The organism is Gordonia sp. i37, from assembly GCF_002043085.1.
GTDB lineage: Bacteria > Actinomycetota > Actinomycetes > Mycobacteriales > Mycobacteriaceae > Gordonia > Gordonia polyisoprenivorans.
Genome location: NZ_MVPX01000431.1, coordinates 16,881 through 30,627, shown reverse-complemented (window position 1 = coordinate 30,627; position 13,747 = coordinate 16,881). Strand labels below are relative to the sequence as shown.

At 66.9% G+C, this 13,747-nt stretch carries 16 protein-coding genes, 1 tRNA gene and 3 pseudogenes; 13 read left to right on the top strand and 7 right to left on the bottom strand.

Annotated features, from left to right (window positions below):
* A pseudogene (locus tag B1964_RS31175) lies at nt 1–104 on the bottom strand (CGNR zinc finger domain-containing protein); the annotation flags it as partial.
* A 128-nt stretch (nt 105–232) separates the two neighbouring features.
* On the opposite strand from B1964_RS31175, the gene B1964_RS21425 reads away from it, so the two are divergent.
* The 5 genes from B1964_RS21425 (at nt 233) to B1964_RS21405 (ending at nt 4,685) form a co-directional block, all read left to right on the top strand.
* Nucleotides 233–709 carry a VOC family protein gene (locus tag B1964_RS21425; RefSeq protein WP_079931203.1) on the top strand — a complete coding sequence of 159 codons (477 nt, stop codon included), beginning with the start codon at nt 233–235 and terminating at the stop codon, nt 707–709.
* Nucleotides 709–1,605, top strand: a complete 897-nt coding sequence (locus tag B1964_RS21420; RefSeq protein ID WP_079931202.1) for a pyridoxamine 5'-phosphate oxidase family protein — start codon at nt 709–711, stop codon at nt 1,603–1,605. The genes B1964_RS21425 and B1964_RS21420 overlap by 1 nt, the downstream gene beginning before the upstream one ends.
* Before the next feature lie 75 nt (nt 1,606–1,680).
* Complete coding sequence (galE, locus tag B1964_RS21415; protein ID WP_079931208.1) at nt 1,681–2,700, top strand: UDP-glucose 4-epimerase GalE; 1,020 nt, start codon at nt 1,681–1,683, stop codon at nt 2,698–2,700.
* An 88-nt stretch (nt 2,701–2,788) separates the two neighbouring features.
* Nucleotides 2,789–4,237 (top strand): MFS transporter, encoded by a 1,449-nt coding sequence (locus B1964_RS21410; protein ID WP_079931201.1) that lies wholly within the window; start codon nt 2,789–2,791, stop codon nt 4,235–4,237.
* Nucleotides 4,230–4,685 carry a MarR family transcriptional regulator gene (locus B1964_RS21405; RefSeq protein ID WP_020172446.1) on the top strand — a complete coding sequence of 152 codons (456 nt, stop codon included), beginning with the start codon at nt 4,230–4,232 and terminating at the stop codon, nt 4,683–4,685. The genes B1964_RS21410 and B1964_RS21405 overlap by 8 nt, the downstream gene beginning before the upstream one ends.
* Here the strand turns inward: B1964_RS21405 and B1964_RS21400 are convergent.
* Together B1964_RS21400 and B1964_RS21395 are read right to left on the bottom strand one after the other, a co-directional pair.
* Nucleotides 4,655–5,938, bottom strand: a complete 1,284-nt coding sequence (locus B1964_RS21400; protein ID WP_079931200.1) for an MFS transporter — start codon at nt 5,936–5,938, stop codon at nt 4,655–4,657. The genes B1964_RS21405 and B1964_RS21400 overlap by 31 nt on opposite strands.
* Nucleotides 5,935–6,585, bottom strand: a complete 651-nt coding sequence (locus B1964_RS21395) for a GntR family transcriptional regulator (RefSeq protein WP_079931199.1) — start codon at nt 6,583–6,585, stop codon at nt 5,935–5,937. Before B1964_RS21395 ends, B1964_RS21400 begins: the two co-directional genes overlap by 4 nt.
* 223 nt (nt 6,586–6,808) lie before the next feature.
* Between B1964_RS21395 and B1964_RS21385 the strand changes: the two genes are divergently transcribed.
* Nucleotides 6,809–8,020, top strand: a complete 1,212-nt coding sequence (locus B1964_RS21385) for an NADP-dependent malic enzyme (RefSeq protein WP_079931198.1) — start codon at nt 6,809–6,811, stop codon at nt 8,018–8,020.
* A 52-nt stretch (nt 8,021–8,072) separates the two neighbouring features.
* Here the strand turns inward: B1964_RS21385 and B1964_RS21380 are convergent, their stop codons facing one another.
* Nucleotides 8,073–8,747, bottom strand: a complete 675-nt coding sequence (locus tag B1964_RS21380; protein ID WP_079931197.1) for a VOC family protein — start codon at nt 8,745–8,747, stop codon at nt 8,073–8,075.
* A 72-nt stretch (nt 8,748–8,819) separates the two neighbouring features.
* Between B1964_RS21380 and B1964_RS21375 the strand changes: the two genes are divergently transcribed.
* From B1964_RS21375 to B1964_RS31170, 7 genes and pseudogenes are all read left to right on the top strand, one after another.
* On the top strand, nt 8,820–9,404 hold the full coding sequence (locus B1964_RS21375) for a hypothetical protein (protein ID WP_079931196.1): 585 nt from the start codon (nt 8,820–8,822) through the stop codon (nt 9,402–9,404).
* Nucleotides 9,405–9,427: 23 nt separating this feature from the next.
* Nucleotides 9,428–9,889, top strand: a complete 462-nt coding sequence (locus B1964_RS21370; protein ID WP_079931195.1) for an AraC family transcriptional regulator — start codon at nt 9,428–9,430, stop codon at nt 9,887–9,889.
* A 56-nt stretch (nt 9,890–9,945) separates the two neighbouring features.
* The gene (locus B1964_RS21365) at nt 9,946–10,377 is read left to right on the top strand and encodes a VOC family protein (RefSeq protein WP_006372375.1); all 432 of its coding nucleotides are present in this window, start codon (nt 9,946–9,948) and stop codon (nt 10,375–10,377) included.
* 40 nt (nt 10,378–10,417) lie between these two features.
* Nucleotides 10,418–11,260, top strand: a complete 843-nt coding sequence (locus B1964_RS21360; RefSeq protein ID WP_079931194.1) for an alpha/beta fold hydrolase — start codon at nt 10,418–10,420, stop codon at nt 11,258–11,260.
* 65 nt (nt 11,261–11,325) lie between these two features.
* Nucleotides 11,326–11,401, top strand: a tRNA-Thr gene (locus B1964_RS21355).
* A 306-nt stretch (nt 11,402–11,707) separates the two neighbouring features.
* Nucleotides 11,708–12,061 (top strand): type II toxin-antitoxin system RelE/ParE family toxin, encoded by a 354-nt coding sequence (locus B1964_RS21350; protein ID WP_139765823.1) that lies wholly within the window; start codon nt 11,708–11,710, stop codon nt 12,059–12,061.
* Nucleotides 12,028–12,144 (top strand): annotated as a pseudogene (locus B1964_RS31170) (type II toxin-antitoxin system prevent-host-death family antitoxin); the annotation flags it as partial. The gene B1964_RS21350 and the pseudogene B1964_RS31170, both read left to right, overlap by 34 nt.
* 281 nt (nt 12,145–12,425) lie before the next feature.
* Here B1964_RS31170 and B1964_RS21340 read toward each other — a convergent pair.
* From B1964_RS21340 to B1964_RS21330, 3 genes and pseudogenes are all read right to left on the bottom strand, one after another.
* A complete protein-coding gene (locus B1964_RS21340; protein ID WP_079931193.1) occupies nt 12,426–12,962 on the bottom strand; it encodes a Uma2 family endonuclease in 537 nt (178 codons plus the stop codon).
* Between the two features lie 118 nt (nt 12,963–13,080).
* Nucleotides 13,081–13,185 (bottom strand): annotated as a pseudogene (locus B1964_RS31165) (IS481 family transposase); the annotation flags it as partial.
* 14 nt (nt 13,186–13,199) lie between these two features.
* Nucleotides 13,200–13,415 carry a hypothetical protein gene (locus tag B1964_RS21330; protein WP_079931191.1) on the bottom strand — a complete coding sequence of 72 codons (216 nt, stop codon included), beginning with the start codon at nt 13,413–13,415 and terminating at the stop codon, nt 13,200–13,202.
* Nucleotides 13,416–13,747 lie beyond the last annotated feature (332 nt).

The following is a 13,747-nucleotide window of genomic DNA, read 5'->3' as shown; positions in this document are numbered from 1 at the left end:
TCCAGCAGATCCTGCAGGCGGCCACCCTCGATCCAATGGGTGTCGAGAAGATCCAGCGGGAGCGGCTCGCCGAGGAGCGGGCGTGGATCGGCCTGCGAGGTCATGATCCCAGGGTAAAGGCGGGTCGGCACTTGTGCGCACACCCCCTTGCGCCACGACCACTAACCCCCTAACGTCATTTAGACAGTTACACCGGCAGCATCCCGCCGACGGTGACCAGCCAGGAGGCATCATGTCCGCACCCACATCCGAGACCTCACCACTGCAGGTGGCCGCGACCGGACACGTCGCGCTCAACGTCACCGACCTGGCGAGATCGGTCGATTTCTACTCGGGCATCTTCGGTTTCGACGTGCTGGGACGCAGCGACGAGCCCGGACGGGAATTCGCGTTCCTCGGGCGCGGCGCCGAGTTGATCCTGACGCTGTGGCAGCAGAGCGCCGACGAATTCCCGACGGCCATGGCCGGTCTGCACCATCTCGCCTTCAACGTGCCCTCGATCTCCGATGTCGAAGCCGCACAGGAATTCCTGCGTTCGCGGGACGTACCGTTGATCTACGACGAGATCCTCGCGCACATGCCCGGCATGACCTCCGGCGGGATCTTCTTCACCGACCCCGACGGCATCCGGATCGAGATCTGCACCGCCGAGGGCGCGCAGACTCACCCGACCCGCGACGACGGCACCCCCAGCTGCGGATTCTTCTGATGGCCACCGGCTTCCACGCCGGTGAACTGGCCGCCCAACGCAGCGCCGGCCTGGCCGCGGCCGGCGCCCGCATGGCACGCACCATCCGATCGAGCATGCCGACACCGCTGATCGGCTTCCTTGCCGATCAGTCATGGATTCACCTGAGCGGTGCGGATGCGGCACAACACATCTGGGCGTCGACACTCCTCGGCGACGCCGGTCTGATCGAGGTCGTCGACGACACCACACTGCACCTGCCGTATCCGGCGGCCGACGATCCCCTGCGCGACCTCGACGCGGGATCCGAGGTCGGGCTGCTGGCCATCGACCTCACCCGGCGCCGACGGGCGCGCATCAACGGCACCGTCCACCCCGACACCGACGGCATACGCGTTCACGTCGACCAGTGCTATGCCAACTGCCCCAAGTACATTCAGAGTCGACCACACCGACCGGCGGTCGGCACCGACCCCGTCGTGCCGACCACACGCACCGACACCGCGCACCTGACGGAGGCCGACATCGAGCTACTGGATCGCGCCGACACCGCCGTCCTCGCGACCATCGCACCCGGCTTCGGGGCGGACTGCTCGCATCGCGGCGGGATGCCCGGCTTCCTGCAGTGCAGCCCCGACGGGACCGTCATCCGTTTCGACGATCATCCCGGCAACGCCATGTTCAACAGCCTGGGCAACCTGGAACTCGACGACCGCGCCGGACTGACCGTCCCCGACTTCGATACGGGTGCGTTGCTGCAGATCACCGGCCGCGCCACGGTGCGGTATGCGACGCCGGACGAACGGACCGTCGAGATCACCGTCGGCCACGTCGTGCACCGCACCGGGGTGCTGCCGTGGCGATACGGTCCGGTCGAATACTCCCCGGCGTCGATCGCGGTCACGAGCGACCACTGACCGAGCCGGTGCAACACATCCAGCACACACCGGCCGCACGAGCACTTCCCAGCCCGACCTTCTACCGTGGTGCTCATGCGCGTACTCGTCAGCGGCGGTGCCGGCTACATCGGCTCCCACACGGTGATCAAACTCGTCGAGGCCGGCCACGATGTGGTGATCGTCGACGACTTCTCCAATGCCAAACCGACGGTGATCGGTCGGCTCGAGGCGCTCACCGGGGTCCACCTGCCGGTTCATGCGTTCAACCTGACCGACTACGACAAGACCGAACATCTCTTCGCCGGTGAGCAGATCGACGCGGTCATTCATTTCGCGGGGTTCAAGGCGGTCGGCGAGTCGGTCGCCAAACCGCTCGACTACTACCAGAACAACCTCGATTCGACGTTCTCGCTGCTACGCGCCATGCGCCGCCACGATGTACACACACTGGTGTTCTCGTCGTCGGCGACGGTGTACGGCGCCGAGCCGGTCCTGCCGATGACCGAGGACTCGCCGACCTCGGCCACCAACCCGTACGGGTGGACCAAGGTGATGATCGAACAGGTCCTGCGCGACGTCGCCGCGTCCGACGAGTCGTGGCGGATCGCGGCACTGCGCTACTTCAACCCCGTCGGCGCGCATCCCAGCGGACAGATCGGCGAGGACCCCTCCGGCATCCCCAACAACCTCATGCCCTTCGTCGCGCAGGTCGCCGTCGGGCGACGCGAGAAGTTGTCGGTGTTCGGTGACGACTACCCCACTCCCGACGGCACGGGTGTCCGCGACTACATCCACGTCGACGATCTCGCAGCCGGTCACGTGGCGGCACTCGAACGCGTCGGCAGCCACGGCGAGCCGATGTCGGTGTGGAATCTCGGTACGGGCCAAGGGATTTCGGTTCTCGAGGTGATCAAGGCCTTTGAGCGGGCCAGCGGCCGGGAAATCCCCTACGAGATCGCCCCGCGACGCCCCGGTGACATCGCCGCCTCCTACGCCGACCCGTCGCGCGCCAACGCCGATTTGCGCTGGTATGCGACGAAGACGATCGACGACATGTGCGCCGACACCTGGCGATGGCAGTCGAACAACCCGAACGGCTATCCCGAAGCCTGATCACGAGTTCACCGGCGTCGACCTCAACGGAACCGATGTCCGGAATGAGAGACTCACCCCCAGATACTTGTAGTTCTACAATCTTTGTATGTCCACAAGCGTCTCCGCGGCGGAGCTGACCCCGCGCCACAAGACGATCATCCTGGCGACGTGTTGCATGAGCCTGTTGATCGTCTCGATGGACGCGACAATCGTGAACGTCGCGCTCCCGTCGATCCGCACCGAATTGCGTGCGTCGGTGTCATCACTGCAATGGGTCCTCGACATCTACACGCTGGTCCTTGCCGCCCTGCTGATGCTCTCGGGCGCGACGGCCGACCGCTACGGACGCAAACGCATGTTCCAGACCGGGCTGGCGGTCTTCGCGAGCGGTTCACTGGCCTGCAGTCTTGCACCCTCGGTGGCGGTGCTCGTCGTCGCCCGCGCCCTGCAGGCCATCGGCGGCTCCATGCTCAACCCGGTCGCGATGTCGATCATCACCCAGGTCTTCGTCGAGCCCAAGGCACGTGCTCGGGCCATCGGCATGTGGGGAGCCGTCGTCGGCATCTCGATGGCGATCGGCCCGATGATCGGCGGCGTGCTCATCGATCTCATCGACTGGCGCGCGGTCTTCTGGGTGAACCTACCGATCTGCGCCGTAGCGATCGCGCTGACCGCGATCTTCGTGCCCGAATCACGCTCGCCGGTGATGCAAACCCTCGACCCGATCGGGCAGGTGCTCGCGGTGATCACCCTCGCCGCAGTGGTCTACGGATTGATCGAGGGCCCGGTCCAGGGGTGGGGCTCACCGGCAACCATCGCCGTATTCGCTGTTGCCGCACTGGCTTTCGTCGGCTTCCTGATCGCCGAACGGCACCACGTCGATCCGTTCATCGACCTGCGGTTCTTCCGCAGTGTGCCGTTCTCCTCGGCCACGCTGATCGCGGTCTGCGCACTCGCGAGCTGGGGTGCGTTCCTGTTCCTGATGTCGCTGTACCTGCAGGACGTGCGCGGCCTGTCCGCGATCCAGACCGGCGCCATGTTACTGCCGCCCGCCGTGGCGGTGTTGATCCTCTCGCCACTGTCCGGACGTGCCGTCGGGCGCTTTGGCACCCGACCGTCTCTGATGCTGGCCGGGATCGCCATGCTGATCGGTTCGGCACTGCTGACGACCATCGAGCGGGACACCTCGCTGGTGACGATCGGGATCATCTTCGCCATCTTCGGCATCGGCTTCGGTGCGATCAACGCGCCGATCACCAACTCCGCGGTCAGCGGGATGCCGCGCCATCGCGCCGGCGCCGCGTCGGCGGTCGCCTCCACCAGCCGACAGGTCGGCGTGAGCATCGGAGTCGCACTGGCCGGCAGCATCACCGGCGTCGCCGCGTCCGGGATCGGGCCGGAGTTCACCGACGACATGCACCCGATGTGGATTCTGGTGGTCATCTTCAGCGCGATCATCTTCGTCCTGGGGCTGGTGTCGACGACGCGTTGGGCGCAGAACACCGCCGCCGACGTCTCGGCACGCCTCATCGAGACGGAGACCGCCGATGTCTGATCACGACACGGATGCGACGACGATCGACGCCCTCGTCGACGACGTCTGGCAGGCGATGATCACCCTCGTCTTCGACTCCCGCGACCCGTGGCGTCGCGACGTGGTCGCGGCAACCGGCTTGCCGTTCAGCCGAATCCGGGTGCTCCGACGGGTGGCACAGGGACCGACGCCGCTCAAGGAACTCGCCCGCGCGGCCACGATGGATCCGCCCGCGGTCTCGGTGGCGGTCTCCGACCTCGAGTCGGCGGGCTACGTCGTCCGCAAGGTCACCGAGCAGGATCGACGGTGCAAGTACGTGCACCTGACCGATGCCGGGCGCGCGGTGCTCGACGTCGTGGCGGCCGTCCCCGATCCAGCTCCGCCACAACTGCGTTCACTCGACGCCGATCAGCTCCGCCGCCTGCGTGCAGCGTTGGGTCAGGGAGTCGAACCCGCGTCGCCCGCCTGATCGCCTGCCGCACGATCGTCGAGGTCGGGCCGGTGCATCCGGTGACCGACCCCCACGATCGCCAGGCACACCAGTGCCGCCCCCACACCGAACAGGAACATCTCCGGATAGGTCAGGGCGCCGAATGTCTGTGAGAGCCAGGCCAACACGGCCGGGACCGCGAAACCCAGATAGGTGACGCCGTAGAACACCGCGCTCAGACCCGCCAGGTCCTCGGGACCGGATATCCTCTGGACCTCCAACAGCCCCGCGATCATCGCCATGCCGTATCCACAGCCCAGCACGGTCGCGGCGACGAGGGACAGCCAGATCGTCAACACGTGAGCAGCCAACGCCGCCAAGCCCATTCCGATCGCGAGCACCACCAGGGCGCTGACGACCCCGCGGACACCGTCGGGGTCGTCGATGCGGCGCCCCACCGACTGGATACCGAAACCGGCGGCCAGTCCGAGGACACAGCACAGCGCGGCGAAGGCGATGGGCGCACCGGACGTGCGCACCGACATCAACGCCGGGATCACCGCATATGCCGTGGCACACGCACCGAACACCCACGGCGCCACCGGTAACACGACGAGCAGGAACCGTCGGTGCCCGGCCGACGGGATCTTCAGATCGTCGACGAGACGCCCCGGAATCTGTTGTCGCTCGCGGGTTTCGGGAACCCGCAGGATCAGCAGCACGGCGATGGCGGCGATCGCGATGTTCACCGCATAGGCCAGCACGTGCGGCCACGGTGCCCATTGGGCGAGTGCACCGGCGACGCCCGCGCCAACGCCGAAGCCCGCGGTCAGGCTCATGGCGCCGCGTCGAGCGCCCGCGGCCGCACGGTCACCGGCGCGGACGCTGAGCTCGGTGATCCAGCTACCGCCGACCGCCATCGAAAGTCCCAGGGCCACACCGCTGAACACCCGCCCCACCGACAGCAGCGCGATCGAATGGGCGCCGAACGCCAGGAGCAGCGAGCCGAGTGCGGCGAAGATCGGTGCGGGCAACATCAGTGGTCGGCGACCGAGTCGATCCGAGAGCGGTCCGCCGATGAGTAACGCGGGCACGATGCCGAGAACATAGAGGAACAGCAGCGCATCCACGGCCACGGCGGAGAACTCGCCGCTCTGGCGGTACATCACCAGCAGTGGCGTGAATTCGTTTCCGCCCCAGGCGGAGGCGAACACCGCGAGTGCGACGGCCGGCCAGGTGGCGCGGCGTGCGATGCCCTCGGGAGCGGTGGTCGATGTGGTCGTCAGGGTCATCGCGGATCCCCCGGCAGGTCGTGGACGTCACTGAGGTGACGGCGCAGCGCGGCGTCGAAGCCGTCGGCGTCGCGGCGTTCGATGAGAACGAGGAGTTCGGCGTGGTCGGCGAGGATGCTCTGCGCGATCGCCGGGTCGCGGCGCACGCTCGTGGTGGTCATCCGGCGATGGCGTTCGCCGAGGCCGGTGAAGAAGCCGGCGAGCAGCGCGTTGTCACCGGCGGCCACGATGTGCTGATGGAATTCGGCGTCGACCCGCGAGAACCGGGCGATGTCGTCGTGTTCGACGAGCCGGTGCTCCTCGAGATTGCGGCGCAGCGACTCGACGAGTGGTGTCGTCGCCGAATCGGCGGCGACCACCGCACGCACCGCATGGCCCTCGAGAAGTTGGCGGGCGTCGACGACGTCGCGGGCATCGCGGTCGGTCACCGGGACAACGAGGGCCCCACGTTTGGGATAGAGGCGCATCCACCCCTCGGCCTGCAGACGCAGGAAGGCCTCGCGGACCGGGGTGCGACTGACCTCGCAGCGCTGGGCGACCTCCCCCTCGCTGATCAGCTCGCCGCCGGAGATCTCGTTGGTCAGGATCAGTTCCTTGACCTCGTCATACACCCGATCGGAGGCCGAGGCAGCAGACGAATACAACATAGACACAAGTTGCATGCTAGCCGCCGGACCACAGCAGCCACCACCGATTTGTTGCCTGGATCACCGCACCCGGACCACTGTGACCGGGGAGTGATGCGCGAGTGGGAGACTTTCAGTCATCCCGCGGCCGGTCCACACGACCGCGCGGTCCACGCGCCGGATCGTCATCGTCGCCGATTCGCGCTCACAGCCGGTGGCGTCGTCGCCACCCGAGCAGGAGGACATGACCGTGACGAGCACGGAAGACAACACCGCACACCGCATCGGCGAACCGACCATCGCCGATCATCCGATCACCGACGAGGAGATCTTCCTGGCCCACGTGGGCGGCAAACTCTCGGTGGAACTGCGCTCCCCGATCCAGACCCAGCGAGATCTGTCGATCGCCTACACCCCCGGCGTGGCCCAGGTCTCGCGCGCGATCGACACCGAAGCCGAGCTGGTCAACAAATACGCCTGGACCGATCGACTCGTCGCCGTGGTCAGCGACGGCTCGGCGGTCCTGGGGCTCGGCGACATCGGTCCGCGCGCATCGCTGCCGGTGATGGAGGGCAAGTCGGCGCTGTTCCGGACGTTCGCCGGGCTCAACTCGATCCCGATCGTCCTCGACACCAAGGACCCCGACGAGATCGTCGAGACGCTGGTGCGTCTGCGCCCGAGCTTCGGTGCGGTGAACCTCGAGGACATCTCCGCGCCGCGCTGCTTCGAGATCGAACGACGCGTCATCGAGGCCCTCGACTGCCCGGTCATGCACGACGACCAGCACGGCACCGCGATCGTCGTGCTCGCCGCGCTCAAGGGCGCGGTCCGTTTGCTCGACCGCGGGCTCACCGACCTGCGGGTGGTGATCTCCGGTGCCGGCGCCGCCGGCGTCGCGTGCGCCAACATCCTTCTCGCATCCGGGATCTCCGACGTCGTCGTGCTCGACTCGAAGGGCATCGTGTCGGAGGGCCGCGACGGTCTCAACGAGTTCAAGGAGGATCTCGCCGCGCGCACCAACCCACGCGGACTCGTCGGCGGTGCGGCCGAGGCGCTCGCCGGCGCGGACGTGTTCATCGGGGTGTCGGCGGGCACGATCGACGAGAGTGTGATCGCGTCGATGAACGACGACGCCATCATCTTCGCGCTGTCCAACCCGGACCCGGAGATCCACCCGGAGATCGCCGCCAAGCACGCCGCGGTCGTCGCCACCGGGCGCAGCGACTTCCCGAATCAGATCAACAACGTGCTCGCCTTCCCCGGGGTGTTCGCCGGGGCGCTCGACGCCGGTGCCACCCGCATCACCGAGAGTATGAAACTGGCTGCCGCAGAGGCGATTCTGGCGGTTGTTGCCGAGGACCTCGCGGTGGACAAGATCGTGCCGAGCCCGCTCGACCCGCGGGTCGCACCGGCAGTGGCCGCGGCCGTCGCGGCAGCGGCGAACGCCGAGGACTGACCCACCGCACCGGCAACTCGCCGAACGTGAGTCGACGGCGAACACCGGCCGATCAGTCGGATTCTTCGCGGTCCTGCCACGTGCACAGGCAGATCTCGTTGCCCTCGGCGTCGGCGAGCACCCAGAACGACGGAGCGTAGGCGTCGGTGACCAGGTGTCCGCCGGCGTCGATGGCCGCAGCCATCCGTTCCTGCACCTCATCGTGCGGAAGCCATAGGTCGACGTGCATCCGACTGCGTTGCGGCCGTGGCGAATCCATCTGCTGGAACCAGACCGCGGGAAGAATGCCGGTGGGGTCGACAAGGTCGAGCGTGTCGTCGGGGTCGTCGTCGTAGCCGAGGATCGTCTTCCAGAACGAGCGGATCGCGGTGATGTCCAGAGCGTCGATCGCGAGTTCGAAACGAGCGGGCGGCGCCGCGAACGGTTCGAGATCCATCTCGCGGGCGATGTCGGCGATCCGGTTCGCCAATGCGACGTCGGCATCGGTCATCCGATGCTCACTGTGCGTGATGAGGGACAGGTGCACCGACCCGTAGCGCAGATCGATGTCGGGATGGTGGTTGGCCTCCTCGGCGGCGTCGATGATGCGCGCGACGAATCGCCCGCCGGTCAACATGTTCCGGGTCCGGTAAGCCACCTGCAGGGCGTTGGCGATGACCCGCCACGGGTCGGCGACGGCGGCGGTGACCTCGGCGGCGGTCAGTAGGGTGTAGGGGTTGTCGCTCATTACCCGACCATACGGCCGATCACCGTTGACGAACACCGTCGTTTCGGGCTTCGCCGGGATTACGCTGCTCTCATGCTGATCCCGGCCCGGCTGATGCCACGGATCGTCGAGGGAGAGGTCGACCTGGCCTTCCGTCGGTGGTCGGCGCCGCGTCTGCATCCCGGTTCGCGTTTCGTCAGTCAGGGTGAACTCATCGAGATCACGTCGGTCGAGCAGGTCACCGATTCCGAGATCTCCGACGCCGACGCACACCGCGCCGGTTTCGACACCGCCGAACAGGCACGTAAGGCCTTGCGCCGCACCGATGATCCCGTCTTCCGCATCGGCTTGCGGCACGCCGGTCCCGACCCACGGATCGCCTTGCGCAACGATGCCGCGCTATCCGCGGCCGATCTCGCCGATCTGCGCACACGCCTGGATCGGCTCGATTCCCGCGCACCGCACGGCCCGTGGACGCGAGAAGTGCTGACGCTCATCGCCCGTCGACCGGGAGTCGTGTCCACCGAACTGGCCGCCGAGGTGGGCCGTCCGCAGCTGGATTTCAAGCTCGACGTGCGCAAACTCAAGAAGCTCGGACTCACCCACAGCCTCGAGGTCGGCTACGAGTTGTCACCGCGGGGTGAGGAATTCCTTCGTCGCGAGTCCCCCAGCGAGTAGGTGTCGAGCCCATAATCGGATCCATGCCCTCGCCGCCGCCGGCCCGCTACCTCCTGCGTGCCAAGGAACTCGTCGACGCGCGATTCGCCGAGCCGCTGACCGTCGACGACATGGCAGCCGCCGCCCGACTCTCACGCGCACACTTCTCCCGCGCATTCACCTCGGCCTACGGCGAGACCCCGCACGCCTATCTGCAGACCCGACGACTCGAACGCGCGGCGTCGATGCTGCGCAACACCGATCGCAGTGTCACCGACATCTGCATCGCCGTCGGGCTCCGCAGTGTCGGTTCGTTCACGACGAGCTTCGCCCGCGCCTACGGCAAGACCCCGACCGCCTATCGCGCGTCGTTCCCGCCCGCGGGCGATCAAGCCCATGTGCCGGCATGTGTCCTGCGCGTGTTCACCCGGCCGGCGCCCACCTCCCGCACGGCCGACCCGAACACAGCACAGAGGAAGAAGACCCCGCCCGACGCCGACTCCTAGGCTGAGATCACTCGAGAACCATCTCTCGACGAGCACCAACCAGGAAGGCTCACATCATGATTCGCATCGCCAGCGCCCAGCTCTGGGTGCACGACCAGGACGCCGCACTCGACTTCTGGACCGGCAAGGTCGGCCTCGAGGTCCGCCAGGACGTGACGATGCCCGAGATGGGCGGCTTCCGGTGGCTGACCGTCGGCCCGCCCGGACAGGACGACGTGTCGATCGTCCTGATGGCCATCCCTGGTCCGCCGATGATCGACGGCACCACGCAGACCGAGATCGCCGATCTCACCGCCAAGGGCTTCGCCGGCACCATCTTCCTCACCACCGACAACTGCCAGGCCGCCTACGAGGATCTGTCGGCACGCGGCGTCGAATTCACCGAGGCACCGGAGTCGCGGCCGTACGGCATCGATGCGGGCTTCCGTGATCCGTCGGGCAACAGCGTGCGGTTGACCCAGATTTCCGAGCAATTCGCGGCGTCGTAGGCGTCATACTCACACGATGACCACACGTCATCGGGCGCGGATGCGGACCCTGATCGTCGCGGCGGCGGCACTTCTGGCGGCAGTGGGCGGGGGCGCCCTCGGCGCCACCGCGGCATCGGCCGCCCCGTTTCCGGTGACCACCGACGTCATCGCCGCACAGGCCGCGGGCTATCTACGTCCGGCGACCACCTCACCCCCGGGCGCCAACCTCGACCACTGCACCGACCGCCACGGCCGAGATCCGGTGATCCTGCTGCACGGCACCGCGTCGAACCAGCTCTCGGCGTGGGCCTATCTCGCTCCGACGCTGGCCAACGCCGGTTTCTGCGTGTTCAGTCTGACCTACGGACAGACGCCGTGGAGCGCGAACATCGGGGCGCTGGCCGACAAGTCCGAGTCGACGCGCGAGGTGACGTCGTTCATCGACGCGGTGCGCGCACGGACCGGCGCGACGAAGGTCGACCTCGTCGGGCACTCGCAAGGTGGGGCGATCGCGCAACTGGTCACCCAGGTGCCCGGCAAGGCCGATCAGATCGCGACGATCGTCGACGTGTCGGCGCCCAACCGCGGGTATTCGAACTCTCCATGGGCGCCCCGGACCGCCCCGCCGCCGGCCGGCCAGGGCGACAACGGGCCCCTGCACCCGGGAATCCGCTACGTCAACCTCGCCAGCACCCACGACGAGGTGGTGTTTCCGCTGGCCAACGCACTGATGGACCCGGCGCCCAATGTCACGAACATCGTCGTCGAGTCGGTATGTCCGCACTCGGTGGTCGGGCATCTGGGGATGATCTACTCGCCGACCGTCGGCGCCCTGGTGCAGGGCGCCCTCGATCCGCGGCGTCCGGTGCCCGTGCCGTGCGGCGCGGACTTTCCCGCCTGATCCGAGGCGGTTTTTGTTCGGCGCCCGCGACTCGCTACACTCGTCAGCGCTGCCTTGCGCAGCACGCCGCCCTAGCTCAGTCGGTAGAGCAATTCACTCGTAATGAATAGGTCAGGGGTTCGATTCCCCTGGGCGGCTCCACAGCCAGCGGGTTTACCGATTCGGCTCCCCCGGATCGGCACTGACCCACACTTTACCCACCCGGAACCGTGCCCGACCGGGATCTTTTGCGAGCCGCTACCGAGAGCGTCCGCGTGCTCATGCGCCGGCGCCAGGCGAACGCGATGGCCACCAATCCGGCGTGGGTGCCACCGGACCCCGAGCTGATGGCGCTGGCCGTCGAGGTCAACGGAGTAACCCTTCGGCAAACGAGCCGAGGCAGACGACCTCCGGGGCCGTCTCGCCGCGGTCCTGGGCGATGACTGGGAGCCGTTAGATGGTCCACGAATGTGGTCCACAATCGCTTCCCCAATGTGGTCCACATTGGTGGACTACGATCATGAGCGGATACGAGCTGAGGACCACGACCAGCGCGGCAAAGTCGCTGGGCAAGCTCCCTCGCGTCGAGCAGAAGCTCATCAGCGACTCGATCAAGTCGCTGCCCGACAATCCGCGTCCGCACGGCGTGGCCAAGCTGTCGGGACCACCGACAGCTACTGCATCCGCGTCGGCAACTACCACGTCTACACCATTGACGACGGCGAACTCGTCATCGTGGTCGTTCGTATCGGCCACCGAAGGGAGGTCTACACCCGACGAGCTATTCCATCCGCGAGGCGAAGGCCAAGCTGTCCGAGCTGATCCGAGACGCCGAAGATGAGCCAACGGTGATCTCGAACCACGGCAAGCCGGCCGCGATCGTGCTGTCGCCGGAACGCTACGACGGCCTGCTTGAGGAGATCGAAGACCTCCGAGATCGGCTGGCCGTGTACGAATCCCAGCGACGAGCCGACTGTCCTCTTCCGAGGCACTGGACCGACTTTTGTGGAGTGTGCCCCTTATCGTTTGGAGGCAGGGAAACGTTCCCCTTAACACGATTGGGAGTACTCCTGCAGGCAGTACAAAACCGCATGCATGACCAGGAAGCGCGATCAGGGCCGTTGGTGGTTGTGCCGGTGTCCCTCGCAGCGGCCCGCGCATACCGGGACCCCTCTCAGCGCCGGGGTTACGTGGTGTCGAGGGCGACCGCCACCGGGAACGGTGATTCCACCGTCACCTCGCCGCTGTGCTGGTCACCGACATACCCATTGGGGCCCAGCGTGAGAACGGTGATGGTGGCCGGGGAATCAAGGTCGACGATCCAGTAGTGAGCAATGCCGGCGTCGGCGTATTCACTGCGCTTCATCACGTGATCGGTGCGCCGCGAGCCCGGCGAGACGACCTCAACGGCCAACACCACCTGGTCAGCGGTAATCATCGAGTCATCGGCATCGGTGCGCCGGACAATCACATCAGGAATCCGCACCGTTGCCGGCGTGGCCGCGTCGATGACCACCTCGACCTCTTGCAACGCCTCGAAGCCGTCCGGAAGCTGCGCGGCCAACTGCTGCCACAACCGAGACGCCGCGCGGGAATGTGCGGGGGTGGGACGGGGAGACACGATCGCCAGGCCTTCCTGAAGCTCGACCCGCTGCTCGGGCGCCTCCGGCAACGCACGCCACTGCTCCAGCGACATCAGCTGGGGATACGCGGCAGCGGTCATACCCACGATTCTAGGCACGGCAGCGGCTCTCCGAGGCCCCTCACCGCAAGCTCTCCTTGTGCCGCTTCGCCGGCGCGTCGCGCAAGCGATCCATCGCCGTTATCCCGTCGAGCGCTTCCGAGGCGGGCTCGCGGACGTAGGCCGATTCCCGGGCCAATGCGCCATTGAATCGCTCCACCTTCCCGTTCATGCGAAGCGTGTAGGGCTTGGTCGGGCTGTGCCGGGACCGACGTTGCGTCAACTCCACCAGTGCCGAGTCGCCACGTCGACCGCCAACAGGACGATCAACGCGGCGAGCACGATGAGGATCGGCCACAGCGGACCTTCGTCGCCACTCTGGGATGCCAGGGGTCGGTCGTCCGGCCGCCAGGGCGGCGGGGGCGGGAAGGTGGACATGTCCATGGCGATGGCCGCCCCAGCCGTTCCGCGATGAACCCGACATCTGTCAGTCATGGTGTCCTCCTTACCTTCTCGTCGTGACGATGTTCGCCATATCTTCTAGCATTCGTTGGCGAAGATCGCTAGCACTATTCGGTCCGTGGTGCTATTTTGGTGTCGACAGCATCCTTTGCCGCCGGAGGTGAACGATGACAACTGTTGTAGGAGAGCAACTCTCGACCGACTTCGACGCGGGCGAGAGCATCCGGACTGCGACCAACGCCCGTCCGGCCGCAGGCTTTTGCCGTCCAATTCTCGACGAGAGCATCGCCTGGTCTGCAGCGGATCGGACGTGGTTGGTGCGGTACGGAATCGAGGTCTGTGAACTCCCTCGTCCACGTCGGCTC